This is a genomic window from Olivibacter jilunii, assembly GCF_900607235.1.
GTDB classification, from domain to species: Bacteria; Bacteroidota; Bacteroidia; order Sphingobacteriales; family Sphingobacteriaceae; genus Olivibacter; species Olivibacter oleidegradans.
Map to the genome: position 1 here is coordinate 290,889 of NZ_LR027852.1, position 17,595 is coordinate 308,483.

General features: G+C 41.4%; 14 protein-coding genes and 1 tRNA gene. 13 read left to right on the forward strand and 2 right to left on the reverse strand.

Features of this window, described 5'->3' with window-relative positions; genetic code table 11:
- Window positions 1-484: 484 nt before the first annotated feature.
- Complete coding sequence (xerD, locus tag E0E36_RS17415) at window positions 485-1,381, reverse strand: site-specific tyrosine recombinase XerD (RefSeq protein WP_130857057.1); 897 nt, start codon at window positions 1,379-1,381, stop codon at window positions 485-487.
- Window positions 1,382-1,502: 121 nt separating this feature from the next.
- Between xerD and E0E36_RS17420 the strand changes: the two genes are divergently transcribed.
- The 5 genes from E0E36_RS17420 to E0E36_RS17440 all read left to right on the forward strand — a co-directional run bounded on the left by E0E36_RS17420 (window position 1,503) and on the right by E0E36_RS17440 (window position 7,730).
- Window positions 1,503-1,578: transfer RNA gene (locus E0E36_RS17420), tRNA-His, on the forward strand.
- 381 nt (window positions 1,579-1,959) lie between these two features.
- A complete protein-coding gene (locus E0E36_RS17425; RefSeq protein WP_130857059.1) occupies window positions 1,960-3,156 on the forward strand; it encodes an acyltransferase family protein in 1,197 nt (398 codons plus the stop codon).
- A 266-nt stretch (window positions 3,157-3,422) separates the two neighbouring features.
- A complete protein-coding gene (locus E0E36_RS17430) occupies window positions 3,423-5,816 on the forward strand; it encodes a TonB-dependent receptor (protein ID WP_130857061.1) in 2,394 nt (797 codons plus the stop codon).
- A complete protein-coding gene (locus E0E36_RS17435) occupies window positions 5,816-7,000 on the forward strand; it encodes a PepSY-associated TM helix domain-containing protein (RefSeq protein WP_130857062.1) in 1,185 nt (394 codons plus the stop codon). Before E0E36_RS17430 ends, E0E36_RS17435 begins: the two co-directional genes overlap by 1 nt.
- 97 nt (window positions 7,001-7,097) lie before the next feature.
- Window positions 7,098-7,730 (forward strand): hypothetical protein, encoded by a 633-nt coding sequence (locus E0E36_RS17440; protein WP_130857064.1) that lies wholly within the window; start codon window positions 7,098-7,100, stop codon window positions 7,728-7,730.
- Between the two features lie 313 nt (window positions 7,731-8,043).
- Here E0E36_RS17440 and E0E36_RS17445 read toward each other — a convergent pair whose 3' ends face one another.
- Window positions 8,044-8,847: an AraC family ligand binding domain-containing protein gene (locus E0E36_RS17445; protein ID WP_165447023.1), complete on the reverse strand. Its 804-nt coding sequence runs from the start codon at window positions 8,845-8,847 to the stop codon at window positions 8,044-8,046.
- An 84-nt stretch (window positions 8,848-8,931) separates the two neighbouring features.
- Here E0E36_RS17445 and E0E36_RS17450 point away from each other — a divergent pair, with 84 nt between their 5' ends.
- The 8 genes from E0E36_RS17450 to E0E36_RS17485 all read left to right on the forward strand — a co-directional run bounded on the left by E0E36_RS17450 (window position 8,932) and on the right by E0E36_RS17485 (window position 17,524).
- Window positions 8,932-10,002, forward strand: a complete 1,071-nt coding sequence (locus E0E36_RS17450; protein ID WP_130857068.1) for an SDR family oxidoreductase — start codon at window positions 8,932-8,934, stop codon at window positions 10,000-10,002.
- A 99-nt stretch (window positions 10,003-10,101) separates the two neighbouring features.
- Window positions 10,102-11,367 (forward strand): hypothetical protein, encoded by a 1,266-nt coding sequence (locus E0E36_RS17455; RefSeq protein ID WP_130857070.1) that lies wholly within the window; start codon window positions 10,102-10,104, stop codon window positions 11,365-11,367.
- Between the two features lie 397 nt (window positions 11,368-11,764).
- Window positions 11,765-12,718: a metallophosphoesterase family protein gene (locus E0E36_RS17460; protein WP_130857072.1), complete on the forward strand. Its 954-nt coding sequence runs from the start codon at window positions 11,765-11,767 to the stop codon at window positions 12,716-12,718.
- A gap of 245 nt (window positions 12,719-12,963) precedes the next feature.
- Window positions 12,964-13,851 carry a dienelactone hydrolase family protein gene (locus E0E36_RS17465; protein ID WP_013665829.1) on the forward strand — a complete coding sequence of 296 codons (888 nt, stop codon included), beginning with the start codon at window positions 12,964-12,966 and terminating at the stop codon, window positions 13,849-13,851.
- Window positions 13,852-14,009: 158 nt separating this feature from the next.
- Window positions 14,010-14,687 (forward strand): response regulator transcription factor, encoded by a 678-nt coding sequence (locus tag E0E36_RS17470; RefSeq protein ID WP_130857074.1) that lies wholly within the window; start codon window positions 14,010-14,012, stop codon window positions 14,685-14,687.
- Window positions 14,684-15,964: a sensor histidine kinase gene (locus E0E36_RS17475; protein ID WP_130857076.1), complete on the forward strand. Its 1,281-nt coding sequence runs from the start codon at window positions 14,684-14,686 to the stop codon at window positions 15,962-15,964. The genes E0E36_RS17470 and E0E36_RS17475 overlap by 4 nt, the downstream gene beginning before the upstream one ends.
- Before the next feature lie 305 nt (window positions 15,965-16,269).
- Window positions 16,270-16,719 carry a PepSY-like domain-containing protein gene (locus E0E36_RS17480; protein WP_013665832.1) on the forward strand — a complete coding sequence of 150 codons (450 nt, stop codon included), beginning with the start codon at window positions 16,270-16,272 and terminating at the stop codon, window positions 16,717-16,719.
- Window position 16,720: 1 nt separating this feature from the next.
- Window positions 16,721-17,524, forward strand: coding sequence for a porin family protein (locus E0E36_RS17485; RefSeq protein ID WP_013665833.1), 804 nt, complete (start codon window positions 16,721-16,723; stop codon window positions 17,522-17,524).
- Window positions 17,525-17,595: the final 71 nt, after the last annotated feature.

A 17,595-nucleotide genomic window follows, 5' to 3' on the forward strand; every position in this document is an offset into this window, starting at 1 on the left:
CCAATACATTTAGCTTATACAAACACATTTGCTTCTTTTTACAGGAAAAATCAGCATTATAATGGCTTTGCTTTTGCTAAGAGAAGAGCTGATTAGGCCAATGGTGGCCCTTTATTGAAATAGCTGGATAGGGGAATCTCAAATGGTATAGCTAGATCCAAACGTTGAATCAGTATAGGTTTGCTCCTATATACTTCACTTAACGTGAAAAGCTGACCTGGCAACTGTTGGCCTTGTTTGACATGTAGGTAATCACATATCTTACAATTGATTTCCTTTTTAACTTGAAAGGAGGTATGGCTTGTTTGCTTTGTATTGTCATTATGATGGTAAGCATGTATTAATTGCACGCCTTGTATGTAACCTATTGTTACAAGCAAGCAAAGCGCAATTAGCCTATAGATGCTTTTTAATGACAATCCTTCTACCATTTACTGCAAAAGTAGCATAAATGCAGCTATATTGCAAGTTCGAATAACATTATCTAGGCACGAGGGTGAAATTCGATCATTACCGAGCGAAGGTAGTCCCGATCTAAATGGGTGTAAATTTCCGTAGTACTGATGCTTTCATGTCCAAGCATATCCTGTACAGCACGTAAATCAGCTCCACCCTCTATGAGATGTGTTGCGAAAGAATGACGGAAGGTATGTGGGCTGATGGTTTTTTTCAAGCCAACTTTTATCGCCAATTCTTTGATAATAAGGAACACCATTACACGGGAAAGGGGAGAGCCTCTTCTGTTCAAAAACACATAATCTTCCATTCCTGGTTTTTGCGGCCCCTTTTTCCTTGTATGTTGCAGATAAATCTGTAAATGTTTGATAGCTGAATGTCCAATGGGGATGAGCCGTTCTTTGTTGCCTTTTCCGGTTACGCGAATAAACTCAATCTCCAAGAACAGATTAGAAATCTTTAAATTGACAAGCTCGCTAACCCGTAATCCGCAGCTGTAGAGCACCTCTAACATCGCCTTATTGCGTAGCCCTTCCGGTGTCGAAAGGTCGATAGCACCTATAAGCGCATCAATTTCCACAATACTCAACGTATCGGGCAGTTTCCTGCCCAAGCGTGGTGCTTCTATTAAGGCTGCGGGGTTGTGCTCCATAGCTCCTTCCAACGTTAAATAATGATAAAAGGTTTTGATGCCGGATAAGACCCGTGCCTGCGAGTGTGCAGACATTCCAAGCGAATAAATCCATTCCAGGAAATCACGAATATCTTGCGTGAGGATCGCATTGGGATCCTTTTTATGACTATAAAGTGCGTGCTGGCGTAACTTCTCTACATCATGCAAATAAGCTTCTATCGAATTTTTTGCGAGTGAACGCTCTAACCTTAGATATTGCTTAAAATCCTTAATTGCTGATTCCCAATCCATTTTGTTTTTCCTCTATTCAATAGAACGATTTCGGGCTAAGTTAAGAAAAACAAAAGCACAAAAAATGATAAAAATATTTGCGCTGTGTTGGTTTATTATATATCTTTGCCTCACTAAAAACGGTGGTTTTAGCTCAGTTGGTTAGAGCGCCTGATTGTGGTTCAGGAGGTCGTGGGTTCGAGCCCCATATTCCACCCTTCACAGGGCAAAAGATTTTTTGAAATCTTTTGCCCATTTTTTTTTGCTTTCCACACACTGATTTTATTTCTTTGAAGTCCCTACCGTCGATATCTCCCATTAGGAGTAATTCTCTCGCTCTCACCAATTTGTTGCTTTCTTCAGTCAGTTCTTTGGCTAAAACCGTTTTTCGTTCCTTGTTTTCTGCGGTATCAGTGGCGTAAGTATCCAAAATTACCATCCTGAACAATTCGGTTATCTTGTGATTCGGAACCAGCAGTTTCAGTTCAAATCTCAGCATTTTGGCATCAATGTGGACCTGATGCAACCTTTCACCTTTGCTGTTCGTCATATACTCACAAACTATTACTAATAGATTAAAAACATTATAACTTGAACCTATGCTTGTCACTACGTCCCTAAGCCCAACGCCTGAAAGAAGCTATTGGATTGACTACCTTCGGTCAACACTTACGTTACTGGTAGTAGCACACCATTCCGCCATAGCCTACGCTACATTCGGGTGGTTTAGTAGGGAAAGGTACATTGAGTCCACAAGCCCCATTGTTGATCTGCATAACAATATCGGCTTAGATATTTTCATAAATTTCAATGATATCTTCTTTATGTCACTGATGTTCCTCATTGGTGGTTTATTCCTGCCCGGGAGTCTGAAAAGAAAAAGCAGGGGTAAATTCATCAGCGATAGAACGCTCCGGCTTTTTTTGCCGTTTATATCCTTCGGCACATTGCTGATGTTGATTGCCTATTTCCCTTCCTATTATCTAGCCACCGGTGACACAGATCCCGCTAAATATATCAAAGATTTCTTTACCCATCAGGGTTGGCCGGCTGGTCCGACGTGGTTTATCTGGATGCTCTTTGCGTTTAACATTATTTTCCTATTTGTCTTCCCATGGTTCAAACGATGCAGGTTTCTTGCCGGTGAATATTTAGAAAGGATGGGCGGCAAACCCTTTTTGGTTTTTCTGATCCTCTTAGGTATTTCCTGGCTACTCTACGTTCCGATAGCATATTCTGTCGGTGCAGGTACTTGGAAGGGGTTGGGTCCGTTCGACTTTCAGTACTGCAGACCGTTGCTATACCTAGGATATTTCCTGATGGGAGTCGCACTGGGTTCGGGTAATTTTGAAAGGACCATATTGGCAAAAGACTCGATATTGGTAAAAAGGTGGCGGCTTTGGACCATAGCCTGCGTAGTTTCATTTGTTGTATTAACGCTCGTATCACCCTGCCTGACATCATTGGTCCGCAACGGATCTATTCGGGAATTGCCCGCCTGGATGATCTATTTTACGCTGTATCTCTGCTCCTGCACCGCCAGTATTCTGGCATTTGTGACCGTATTTCGCCGTTTTGCAACAAAGCATAACAGTGCCATGTCTTTCCTGTCCAAATACGCGTTCCTGGTCTATCTTACCCATTATGTTTTCGTAAACTGGATCCAGTTCCTACTATTGGAAATTGAGCTGAATGTATGGATCAAGTTTATATTGGTGTTTATGGGCTCGGTGTGTTGCAGTGTGGGAGCAAGCTATTTACTGAAAAGAGTCCCCCTTATTGCGAGATACTGGTAAAATACATTACGCGTTTCGATTGGGCCTATCCGTGAATCTCTTGATAGTTTTCCGTTAAGCTCGTTTTTTAAGTGTTGATTAATTTTATTTGTATTAATTCTAAATAGTATTACTTTTGTGCGGATCAATCCGCTTAATACAAAATTATGGGCTTCAGGAAAACTTAACTTGCTGCATGCTATAAAGAGAACCCGGCAGTCTATCGCCAAATTTTCCGCCGGGTTGAATTAATCAACAATTGTCTTATTAATTAACTTAACAAATGTATGGAAACGGGATCAACCTGCCTCAAAAATCTACAAAAATTTTGTGCCGCTCTATTTTTACCGTTAACGGCAGCCGTTTTATTTTTAAGTCCTTTTGGTGTAATACCCGCCCTGGGGCAGACATCCGATAACGACTATCCGTCGAAGCAGCCGATGGGCACCATAAAAGGGACCGTTGTAACCAGAGACGGACTGCCCGCAATAGCGGTAACCATCAGTGTTAGTGGTGGACACAGCACCAGATCGGATCGTGACGGGAATTTTACCATGGAAGGGGTGAAGGCGGGAAGACAAACGGTTATTGCCACTTTTGTGGGCCTTCGACCGAAGCAGCAGGAAGTTCTGGTTCCGATCGACGGCACCGTGGAGCTGCAGATAATTTTATCGGAGGACGCGCAGACCTTGCAGGAAGTTATCGTTACCGGCGCGGGCGAAGAAAAAATATTGGACAAAAGTACCGATTACGTGGCGCGGATGCCACTAAGCAACCTGGAAAACCCACAGGTGTACAGCGTGGTATCAAAAGAACTGATGAAAGAACAGGTTGCGGTGGATATCGGAGAGGTTGTGCGCAATGCGCCGGGCAGCGTGCCGCAGGTGTATGCTTCGGGCGGCTTCGGCATGATGATCCGTGGTTTCAGTACCGGAGTGAATGCCCGAAACGGCATGGAGACCGTGAGTGGGCGTTCGTCGCTCGATATCGCTAATATAGAGCGTATAGAGGTATTGAAGGGACCCTCGGGAACGTTGTTCGGTTCGGCTGTCTCGTCTTTCGGTGGTGTGGTGAACCTGGTCACCAAAAAACCTTTTGAAACAGCCCATACGGAGGTTTCCTATACAGGGGGCAGTTACAATCTGAACCGCCTGACAGTGGATCTGAACCGGCCATTGACGGAAGATAAAACTGCTTTATTCCGTTTGAATGCGGCCGTTAACAGACAGAAAAGCTTCCTGAATTATGGGTTTAACAATACATTTCTGATCGCGCCAAGCTTATCATTCCGGGTGAATGAACGCCTGACTTTTCTGCTGGACGCAGAATACTTTCATACCAACAATACACGGATGGTATACAATCGTTTTGATCGGGCTTCGGGTATTACAAGTGCGGAACAGATTCCATTGGCTTATAACCGTGTACTGTTTAAAGATGACGGGGATGCAAAAACGACAGTTACAAAGTTTTTCACGGAAGCGAAATATAAAATTTCGAAAAACTGGACTTCTTCTACCCTGTTCTCATTTGTGGGTGAAGAGGTGGATCACAGTTATCAATTTTATCAGACCTGGACAGCTCCCGACAGTGTAATACGTTCGGTGTTGGTATATGGTCCCATTTACAATAATTACTTAAATGTGCAGGAAAACGTCAATGGCCAATTTTATACAGGATTCCTAAAACATAATTTATTGATAGGCGTGAACTACCGCTATACCAAAGGTGGGTTTAATAACGCAAACACAGGTAACATAGACACAGTAGGTGTTTACGGTCCGGTTACGGACGTAAGCAAAAGAATGGTGGATGCACGGCTTGTTGAAACCATTTTCCCGCAGGCAAGTCAACAGACCATAAGCGCTTATGCTACCGATGTAATAAATTTCACAGATCGTTTCTCGGCTATGTTAAGTTTGCGCGTGGACCGTTTCGAGCGAAAAGAGATTGCTACGACACCGGGGTATAAGCAAACCGCGCTAGCTCCTAAATTGGGCTTGATTTATCAGGTGTGGAAAGATCGCCTTTCGGCCTTTGCGAATTACATGAGCGGTTTTCAGAATCTGGCTCCATCCAATCAACCGGACGGAACACTATTAGTTCTTGATCCCGTTAACGCCAATCAGTCGGAAGCAGGGGTGAAGCTGGAAACAGCGGCGAAAAAGGTGAGCTTAACTTTGAGCTATTATCGTATTGTGATTGATAATGCGACGAGGATAAATACAGATGGTTTTACCGTTCAGGATGGAAAGCAGGTGAGCAAAGGGGCGGAATTTGAGCTTCTCGCGAACCCAGTGCCCGGAATGCACCTGCTGGCGGGTTATGTATATAATGATAACCGTATTGTCCGTGCTTCCGACCCGACGATCGAAGGGAATAAAGCGATCAATGCACCGGAGAATGTGGCGAATTTATGGGTTTCGTATACCTTTCAGCACGCATTGAAAGGCCTTGGGTTGGGCTTTGGCGGTAACTATGTGGATAAGAGCTTCGGCTTTGCCGATAATGTGTTTTCCGTACCCTCTTATACGGTATTGAATGCAACGGCCTTTTATGACCAGCCGAAATGGCGATTGGGCTTTAAGTTGAATAACATCGGTAACGAGCGTTACTGGGATGCTTGGACAGCTCCACAGGCCCCCCGGAATTTCGCTGTAAACTTAACGCTTCGTTTCTGATGGGTCCAAAGAAAGCCAAATCACTTTTCAGGCGAATAAACGAGTGGCTGCATTTATGGTTGGGCTTGGCCTCGGGCCTAGTGGTCTTTATCGTTTGTCTAACGGCAGCAGTCTGGGTATTCCGTGATGAAATCACCGGTTTCACGGAAACAGAAGGCCGGGTGGCGGTACGTACAGGGGGGGCTTTCCTGGCCCCTTCTATCTTGCGGGAACAGGCAGACCGCTATCTTCTTTCAAATCGGGATTCCGCACTCAGCCTTTTATCGGTTGTTTATGAGAAGCCGGGAAAAGCCGCGGTATTGACCTATGGCAATCTGACAGATAAGGTTTATAAAAACATCTTTCTGGATCCTTATAATGCAAAGGTATTGCATGATGATGGAGGCGAGATGAGCGGAACCCAGAAATTCATGATCTTTCTACGGGCGGGACACCGTTTTCTATGGCTCAATCCGAAGATAGGGAGTCCGATCGTAGGTGCCTCATGCATTATCTTCGGTATCACATTGATTACCGGACTGATTTGGTGGTACCCGAATAAATGGAATAAATCCACGCGGGCGAAAAGCTTTAAAATCAAGTGGAACGCAAAATGGAAACGGCTCAATATAGATCTGCACAACGTGCTGGGCTTTTATGCTTTTTTAGTGGCTCTCATTCTTACCATTACGGGGATTTACTACACCTTCGACTGGTTTGAACGAGGCTATCATTGGCTTTTGACGGGAGGAAAACCCCGATTGGAAAGATTTCAACCTGGACATTCGCTACCGAGAAAGGATTTAAAACCCATGGCGCACGCAGACGACAGCCTGTGGCAGCGATATGTGAATAAGGGATACGAGCGGGTAACGATCTTGTATCCGAAGAATGCGCAGGATACCTATACTGTCTTTAAACAGCTGCGAGCCGGGGTGTGGTATAACGGCGGACGATACAGCTATGACCAGTATACCTTGGCCAAGGTCAAACAAACTCCCGACTTTGAGCGGCTTTCTCCCGGTGAAAAGATTTATCAAATGAATTTTGAACTGCATGTAGGCAATATCGGCGGCCTGATCACCAAAATAATGGCCTCGCTTGCTTCCCTGATCGGGGCTTCATTACCCGTTACAGGTTTTATCATCTGGTATAACCGCAAGTGGGGAAGGAAGAGCAAACGCGTGATAGGCAAGCCTGTGTAATCTTTCCCTCGATATGATTGAATTGGTCTGAATGGTGCAACTTTTGTATATTTCTTGCCGGTACTACTTATATTTGGGGATCGGAACGAGTTTAAAAATGACAAAAAAGCACGATATAGATACCTATTCCAAGCTTGAACTTGGTGCCACCTTCTTTCTTCAGGAGTCTTTTCGTTATATCCATACGGCCTTATCGTATCAATTGGCTTCGATCCTATTTGCAGAAAAACTGGAGAAGATCGAACCATCCAAAGCCGACAGGGAAATAGTGGAGGCGATGGATCTGCCCGATAATGCTGTTGGAATTTTACAGTCCACTATTCCTGACGCATTGACCGATGAGACTTTACGGTCAATGTCGATTGCCTGGAAACTATCTCAGATCGAAGCCAGTACACATAGCTACAAATTCGGGCTGAACCATCGGATCGATTCGATAGAAATACTGGGACATTTGAACAATTTCGGATTCTTTATTGAAACGTTGATTAACAGACATCTTCTGTTCTTAAGGCATACCGACGTGATAGATGAATTCAGTTATTCAAGGATATCCATAGCGAAAGTGATGGAACGCACTATTTATGTTTTCAAAGACGATCTGAATAATGGAAAAATTCATGTAAATGAAATAGTCAATTTATTTAGTTTAAGAAACAAAACGGTTCATTTTACGCCTAATAACGCAAGGATTCTTAAACCAAAGATTTCGGAATTAATCCAAATCTGAAACCAGAGTGTTAAGCTGGTGACCAGATTAGAAGATTGTGAAAAGTTCAACGAAGAGAAATTCTCTCTTAGACTATCTGATCATATCAAAAAAGTAAAGGAAAGGTGGAATTAAGGTCAACTAAAAACGATGCCTTTGAAAAGTGAAGCCCTTCAAAGTTACGTTACACCGATATGGGGACCTTTGCAAGGTCATCAATTTCAATCAATTCTTCAATAACTTGGTTCGAAATCAGTCCATTCATTGACCCGAATTAAAAAGCCTTAGATTACTAAGGCTTTTTTTGTTGATAGAATTTGCCTCAATCCTAAGCTTAAACCAGTCCCTCGTTTTCACTTCGTAAAAGCTTTAAAACATGACTTTCATCCACCAGCCCAAATTCTGCTGCAATTTCCTTTAGTCGATAACTGCCGCTCTCGATTCGTTTCTTAATCAGCTGATTCCGGTATTGCCGTATATAATCTCGCAAGGTAATTCCTACATGACGCTTAAAATACGGGCCAATATAATCGGGTGTCCTGTTAAAATGGTGGGCTATTTCGACTGCCTGGAGTTTAGCGGGACAATATATATGTTTATGGATATAACAGAAAAGAGCTTGCATATCCTGACTTCTGTTTGCCGTTACGCGCAACTCGGGCATATTACGTTGTAAAATGACGGCAATGGAAAACAGCTGTAACCTAATGACTTCTTCGTATAACATTACTTGATGCTGAATTAAAGAGAAGGTGTTGAAAACGTTTTGGATGAGCAGCTGTTCTTCTTCGCGAAGTAAAAAAACAGATAAATGGGTTTCTCTACTTTTAATTAAATACTCCAGTTTTTGCAGATACAAATGATCAGCCTGAACTCCTCGATATAAGTGGAGATCTGTGAACTTTACGTAAATAAATCGAGTAGCATTACGGATATCGAAATAGTGATCATCCTCCGGACCTAATAGAAATAGACTTCCACGGCAATACAGGGTACTCTTGTTTTGTATAAAGTGCAAGCCGTCGCCCTGTTTAATATAAATTAATTCATAATGATTGTGCTTGTGCAGAGCATGCTTCCAAGTATTCGCTTCAAATTCTTCGATAACAAAGGGTTGATACTGTACATAACGCTTCATATCGGAAAGGTACAATAAAATCGTAGAAATATACCAATAATAGTGAATCGATCTCTTGAACTTTGTGGAATCAAAGAATTTCATATGGAAACAAAATTGAAAGGTACGGCTTTGGTCGTAGGCGCCAGTGGCGTAATAGGAAAAAAGCTTATCGAATTTTTATTGGATAATGGCGCATGGAACGTGATTGGTCTTTCCCGTAAAGGTGGAGAAGGTGGTGGTCGATTAAAAAACTTGGCGATCGATTTGCTGGATCGTGAAGATACGGAAGAAAAACTGCGAAATTGCAATTTGGTTACTCATATTTTTTATGCGGCATATCAAGACAGACCAAGCTGGGAAGCGCTTGTACAACCGAATCTGGATATGCTTATTAATCTCATGGATGCGGTTGAGCCAGTGGCGACCAATTTACAGCATGTTAGTTTGATGCAGGGTTATAAGGTATACGGAGCTCATTTGGGGCCTTTTAAAACGCCTGCCAAAGAGGAAGACGCCGGGTTTATGCCACCTGAATTTAATCTGAGCCAACAGTACTTTCTTGAAGAAAGGCAGCGGGGCAAAAATTGGACCTGGTCCGCAATCCGTCCATCAGTGGTTGGAGGTGCAAGTTTAGGTAACCCAATGAACTTAGCCTTGCTCATTGCCATCTATGCATCTATTTCAAAGGAATTAAAACTGCCTCTTCGATTTCCCGGTAAGCCGGGAGCTTATCATTCCTTGATGGAAATGACCGATGCGGGATTGCTGGCAAAGGCAACTGTTTGGGCCGCAACGGAGCCCGCTAATGCAAATCAAGCCTTTAACATTGCTAATGGTGATCTTTTCCGATGGAAGGATTTATGGCCTAAAATAGCGCAATACTTTGAAATGCCGGTAGGAAGTCCGTTACATCTTCCGCTGCAGACGGTTATGCGTGATAAAGGAAGTCTTTGGGAAAAGATGCAAAGTAACTATAATTTGCCTCGACTCAAGTATGATCAATTGTCAAACTGGGCTTTCGGAGACTTTGTTTTTTCCTGGGATTATGATTTTTTTGCGGATAGTAGCAAATCAAGGAGATCTGGCTTCCATGAATATGTAGATACTGAAAAGATGTTTCTCAAACTTTTCGATGAATTTAGAGCCCAAGGGATTATACCGACTTATTCGTAGTGACAACTAAAAGATACCTGAAAAACGCTATTTGAATTCAATGATCTAATATTGATCTTTCCAAGCTCAAAGAGTTTTTTATTAATAAAGCAGCAATCGATGAAAACGCAATTTATCTTGTTTACTTTATCCGGCATTATGCGTTTCCGGAAAATAATCTTTCTTTTTTTTACCGTCACCCCGGGGTTTGTTTATGGACAGCTTGTTTCTACTGAACCTTACGCCTTGCAAGATAAAACGGTATCTTTTATGCATCGATTAGAGAAGGAGTTGATAACTTTCGTTGAGCAAGCCGATAGTGTTTCTAATGCTAGCATGGAGGAAAGAAATACATTATTGCAAAAGAGTGTTTTTTTTCGCGAGATAAGTAAATATTTGGATGAAAATCGGTTTGCTTATGAGAGCGTTCGTAGACAGAGCTTTGAAAAGTTAACGCCTCCGCCTATAGATTTGGAAAAAGCCTTACGCCTTACTCCAATAGTAGACTCATCACTTACTATTCTTTGGAAGGAGGCCGATTACGCCCGATTATTAACTTTTCAATCTTTTACTGCTGAGGCAATTATGGGATTAATCGCGAATACGATGCTACCGGTCATTGTAGAAACTTCGTCTAACATTTATGATGATTTGATGCTCGATTCACAAATTGGGCCTTTAATATACGGGCTACCGGTTTTGCGGGATAAATGGCAGCTTTTTATGATCACTCGCCATTATTGCATTGCCGTTGATTTTAATCTCACCACACAAGACGTAGATAATGTGCGATTTGCTACACTTTCAGATAGCAGTCCTGATTTATCCAATTTGGCTATATCGGGAAACCCGAAAACAACAGTCGATTCGCTAAGTCAAGGTCTTCAGAAAATAGGTTGGAGTATATTGGCTGATACAGCGTACCTTCGCGCATCTCATACCGAGATACTGCAGACCTTGGCGGTAAAAAAACAACAGTTCTTTTTGGAACACCTTGATCAGTATACACAAGTGAGAAAAACGCTATTGTCTAGATTTCCGGCAACAGGCGTGTTACCAACTGAATACAGGCTTAAAATATCGGGAGAAGAGCTTGGTGACACTTTTTTACAAAGTATTTCTTTCCTGAATCCAACTGTCTTTTCCGTCGAAACCATTACAACTCAGCTTGCTAATTCAATCGCAGGGCAATTAAGTTGGGGTGGACGCCCTGATTATAAAGCGCTTTCATTGAAGGCTATGATGGGGTATTTACACCGGGTAAGGCCCACAGCAAACCATTATATTTGGCAGGTACAGGCCTGCGGTTATCAAACGTTGATTGAATACCAATGGGATATAAGTACCGGAAAAATTACTGATCTAAAATACTACGAAAGAATATAAATCTGTTATGTCGCATCGTATTTAATATTTCATGATCGATATCCTATTAGGGGAAAAATGCTCGGCCGAATATGATGAAATCAACATACTAAGTTATGCACCACCACTATATGAAATTCGGCAGGCTAGCGCAGGGATTGGAAATTCCATAGACCTAAATCGGTTGGCTAAAACACATGTTCTTGTCGCGTTTTCGCTAATCATTTCGTTATATAGTCAGTTGGATTAAAAATAGCAAGGGCGTCGTATACTCAAATGCGGGGCCCTTACATCTTTTTAGCGTACTGTTTGTCCGGAATTTATACAATACAGATGATTATACAGTGCGTTAAAGACAACCATTTCTTAACACTAAGCTAATATTGTCGGTTTTACTTTTGCTGATAAAAAAACAACAATGAACCGTAGATCATTATTAAAGAGTTTGGGAATTGGCACGCTGTCCAGTTTAGTCTTGGGCAAATCTGTTTTTGCCGAAACACCAAGTACCCATTTGAGTAATGGAAAAATAGCCAAGCGTTCTTTGCGTTTTGCACATTTAACAGATGTTCACATGCAACCCGAATTAGATGCGCCTAAAGGTCTGGCTAGCTGTTTACACCACGTGCAGTCGCAAGCAGATAAGCCTACTTTAATCGTTAATACGGGCGATTGTATTATGGACGCCCTAAAGCAGCCGAAAGATCGGGTTGTTACACAGTGGAATCTTTGGCACCAGATAATGAAAGATGAAAACAGTTTACCTATCGCATACTGTATTGGGAACCACGACTGCTGGGGGGCCGCTGAAAAAAACGATCCACTTTATGGTAAGAATTATGCTTTAGAAATGATGCATCTAGAAAGGCCCTATCGTAGTTTCGATCAAGCTGGATGGCATTTTGTCGTATTGGATAGTATACAAGTTAGGGCAACGGACGGGCAATGGTATGCTTGCCAGCTAGATGATGAGCAGTTTGAATGGCTAGGGCGAGACCTCGAGGCGAATAAAGATAAACATACGGTGATCTTATCGCACGCACCTATCTTATCAGCAGCGCCTTTGGTTGTTGGTCATTTAGGCAAAGTGGATACCGGTTATCAGTTGGGTGGTGGTGCTATTTTAAATGATGCAGAGCGCGTTGTCACTTTGTTCACCAAGCATCCACAGGTTAAATTAGCTTTAAGTGGACATATTCACCTTAATGATGAAGTAAAGTACCAAGGTGTTACCTATATTAGTAATGGCGCGGTAAGTGGTAATTGGTGGAAAGGTGATCGCTACGCTACAAAAAACGGATATGCCATAGTCGATTTATACGAAGATGGTACTTTTGATAATGTGTACGTTCCTTACGGCTGGAAGGTATAAATTGGCGTCCCTAAACGTATTTCGTGTTGATGTTTTTATTTGACAAAACAAAATATTAAGAATGCTGTTAACTAGATAAGGTTTAGGTTGATTATAATATGCAAAGGCCATTGCTTCCCAGGCAAGGCCTTTGTCATTTCTTCTAAACATTAGCCAGCCGACGGCTATCGATAGTCATTTAAATTTTACATGACTAATCCGTGTATTTGTTCCGTTCATTCTTAATTTTATAAAAATTCATAATTATGAAAAGCCTAAAAAAAGAAGATGTAAAACAGGAAGTTTTTGATCTATATGATGATTATGCGCACAATCGTATCACTCGGCGCGATTTTATGCAAAAGCTTTCGGTTTATGCGGTTGGTGGAGTTACCGTTACGTCGCTAATGAGTTTTCTAATGCCTGATTATCAGGATGCTATTCAGGTGCGAGCCGATGATCCAAGAATCACTTCAAGCTACATCGATTACCCATCACCCAAGGGTGGCGGTACTATAAAAGCGCTTTTAAGCATGCCTAAAAACAATGCAGAAAAATTGGGCGGTATCGTTGTAGTGCATGAGAACAGAGGGCTTAACCCACACATAGAAGATGTTGCGAGACGTGCTGCATTAGCAGGCTTTGTAAGTTTGGCTCCTGATGCCCTAAGTCCGCTCGGTGGTTATCCAGGTAATGATGATGAAGGCCGCGAATTGCAGAGTAAACGGGATAGAAATGAAATGCTCGAAGATTTTATCGCAGCCTTTAATTATCTAGAAAAGGACAAGTTCTGCAACGGTAAGGTCGGGGTAGTTGGTTTTTGTTTTGGGGGCTGGATTGCCAACATGATGGCAGTCCGAATTCCAAACTTGGCTGCGGTGGTTCCTTTTTATGGTGGCCAAGCTCCTTTGGATGAAGTGCCGCAAATAAAAGCGCCTTTGCTGTTGCATTATGCAGCACTCGATACCCGCGTAAATGAAGGATGGCCAGCTTATGAAAAAGCATTAAAGGAAAATCATAAAGATTATAAGGCTTTTATATACGAGAATGCCAATCACGGGTTTCACAATGATACCACGCCCCGGTACGACAAAGAAGCTGCGCAGTTGGCATGGAAACGTACCATCGACTTCTTTTCTCAAAAGTTAAAGTAAGGTAAAAGTTTGTAAAAGGATACCTATAAATAAAAGCGGGTATTCCAACTTCTTTCCAGAATTTAACCCTATACTTGCCGTAATGAAAAATTACGTATAGGTGGGTAAGGACAGCTTTTCAGTGGTCCTGAAGTTGATGACGAACAAATGATAACTAGATGAAAATCTTGATTGTTGAGGACGAGGAAGATCTATTGGACGCTATTACTTCTTCGTTGCTTAAAGAATACTTTTTAATTGAGTCAGCTAGCGACTATCATACGGCCATGGACAAGATCCAGATGTATGACTATGATTGTATTCTGCTGGACATTATGCTGCCCGGTGGTAGCGGACTTCAATTGTTGGAACAGCTGAAACAATCCGAAAAGTCAGAGAACGTTATCATTATTTCGGCAAAAAATTCGTTGGATGATAAACTAAAAGGACTTGAACTGGGAGCGGACGATTATTTAACTAAACCTTTTCATATTGCGGAACTCAATGCACGTATCAAAGCAGTTTTAAGAAGAAAGAAGCTGGACGGCAAACATACGATCGAAACACGAAATGTTGTGTTAGACTTAAATGAGCGACAACTTTTAGTGAATGGGGAAGCGGTTGCACTCAATCGAAAGGAGTTTGACATACTCAATTATTTTTTACTAAATACCAATCGTCTGGTTACCAAATCGGCTTTGGCTGAACATGTTTGGGGTGATAACATTGATCAGGCAGATAACCTCGACTTCATTTACTATCAAATTAAAAACCTTCGAAAAAAATTACAGCAAGCTAATGCAGCGATTGAAATCGAATCGGTTTATGGGGTCGGTTATAAAATGGTAGAGAAATGAAGCTGCTCAATAAATCACTGAAATATCTTTCCGTTTCGATTTTACTCATTGTAACCATCTGGTCAATCATTTTTTACATCAATATGCTCGATGAAATTCATGATAGCATTGACGATGGCTTGGAAAATTATAAAGTGCTGATTCTTCAAAAAGCAGATACAGACTCTGCCATATTGAAGAAAAACTATTTTGATGAAAGTAACTATGCCATTCGGGAAGTGGGGGAAAAACTTGCGATTAAAATGAAAGATCGGTATTCGGACACGCTTATGTATATGCTGGATGAAGACGATTTAGAGCCCGTGCGCATGCTTACAACTGCATTCGAACACCAAGGACATTTTTATGAGCTGAGAGTCATCAATTCAATGGTAGAAGAAGATGATTTAATTGAAGATCTTTTTTGGTCGGTGTTCTGGCTCTATGTCATTTTGGTCGTGAGTATTATTCTTATCAACAACATTGTTTTACGAAAATTATGGCAGCCTTTCTATAACTTCTTAAACCAGGTTACTAGATTCAGGTTAGGACGTAGTAGGGAGCTACCTGATATAAATACCGATGTGAAAGAATTCAGTATGCTGAAGGATGCCGTTAATACGTTGCTGCAGCATAGTATGGAAACTTACCAACAGCAAAAACAATTCATTGAAAACGCTTCGCATGAGTTACAAACACCCTTAGCGATAGCTACGAGTAAATTGGAATTACTGCTTGAGAAGGGAAATATAGAAAATGAGCAAGCGGAAAATATTGCGCAAGTACTGCAAATAATCGAACGCTTAGTTCGTCTGAACAAATCCCTATTACTTTTAACAAAAATCGAAAACAAGCAATTTTTTGATCAGCAAAATATATCCTTGAATGAAGTGATAAAACAAACCTTACTAGATTTAGAGGAGTTTGCAACATTTAAAAATATAGCAATAGAAGTATATGAAGAGGCGGATTTAACCGTGGAAATGGACCCCGCATTGGCTAATATTATTGTTTCTAACCTCATTAGGAATGCGATTTTTCATAACATGCCACACGGGCAGGTTCGTGTTGAAATAAAGACTGATGCGCTAACCGTAAGCAATACAGCGAAAAGCGGGCCACTCGAAGCTGATAAAATATTTAATCGTTTTTATAAATCGACCGACAAAAAATCGGAAGGAACCGGCCTGGGCTTAGCCATTATGAAAGCTATCTGTAATCTGTATGATTTTAATGTTTCGTATTATTTTTTTGACAGCAAACATTGCTTCGAGATTCGATTTAATAATGTAAAGTGAAAATGCCGTCTATTCTGAGACAAGAACTAGTCTCAGGATCACACCAAACAAACGCTTATACTTGCAATACCTTTTCCTTACTGTTTCTATACCCTTCGTTTACCTTTTCTTTACCTCTGACTAAACCTTTTGTTTACCCTTTCTTTACCCCCTGTTTAGGGAAAGGGTAGAACTTTAGTATGATAAACGGATGAAGAAACTAATGCATAATAGGCGAATATTACATTTATGCCTTTGCGTTTTGTATTCCAGATTTTTTCCAGAATTGACCCATTTCTTTGTATTAAATCAATAATTAAAAGAACATGGAAAAGAGTATGTTAACCGGTTTTTTCGCATTGCTGATCAATGCCGGTGTTTCGCTTGGACAGGATATCCAACCAAGCCAGGTTCCGTCCGTCGTGGTAAACAGTTTCAATAAAGCATTTCCAAAAGCTTCGGACGTAGAATGGGAGATGCAGGGCGATCTATACAAGGTTGAGTTTGAGACAGGTCTCTTGTCTGTAGATCATGATGTATGGTACGATAAAGGAGGGAAGTTGATCGAACATAAAGAAGAAATTTCCAAAAAGGATTTGCCTTCAACGGTGTTAGCAACGATCAAAAAAGACTTTAGTAAATATCGTATAGAAGATGTGAAGAAGATTACGAAAGCGCAACAAGTTGTCTATACACTTGAACTGAAAAGTGCTGCCGAAGAACTAAAGGTGGCTTTTGATACGAATGGGAAGGTGTTGAGCAGCGCGTTGGATTAACATGAAAAAGCTCCTTTTGCTTCTTTGCTTTACCGCTTTTTGTTTATCAAGCGCAACTTATGCTCAGATTAGTCCCCCTGGCTTAGGGGAAGCAAACACCGCCGGTTGGTTTGCGTTTGGATTAAGGCAAGATTTAGGTGTCTCAAAAAAATGGCAATCGATGTCTTATATCGGTTTAGGGCGTAAAAGTAATCCGGACAATTACGCCCTATTTTTTAAGCCTGCTATTCTGGTGATAAATCAGGAATTTTATCATCGGTTTCACCCGCATTGGCAATACTCAATCGCTTTGAGTTATCGGAAGCAAGAGGAGTATAACGATTTTGCTCCTTATAGACGAACAGTTGCGGGTTTTGAACGGGAGTGGAGATTGTACGGACGAATGGCCTATACAATTAAAAATGAAAGGCTAAAATTCACCACTACTTTTCGGCAAGAGCTTCGAACTTTTGCTCAACCTTTTGAAGAAGCATCTTCGGAAGATCTTCAACTTCGGTCACGTTTAAAATTACAACTTGCAATCAATTTAGATAAACACAAAATTCATAAGCTTATTGGTGGATACGAATCCTTATTTTCAACAAGCAGAAGTGCCTTGTCTGAAAGGTGGTCGAGCTTCAAATATCGGGAAAGCAGATTCACTTTTTATTATTCGATATCACCACAGGAGTTACCGTTCACCATTGATCTTGGCTATATGAACAATTTGGTGGGATCCCAGTCGCCTTTTTCTGCACACTACTTAGCACTGGATGTAATCTATAATAATCCCTTTGGTTTGCTAAGACATAAGCAGGGGAACTAAATGAGTCAATACCTTTTCGTTTTTTGTAACTTTTCGCTGATATTGTCTGTTATAGTATCTAATGAAAGTCT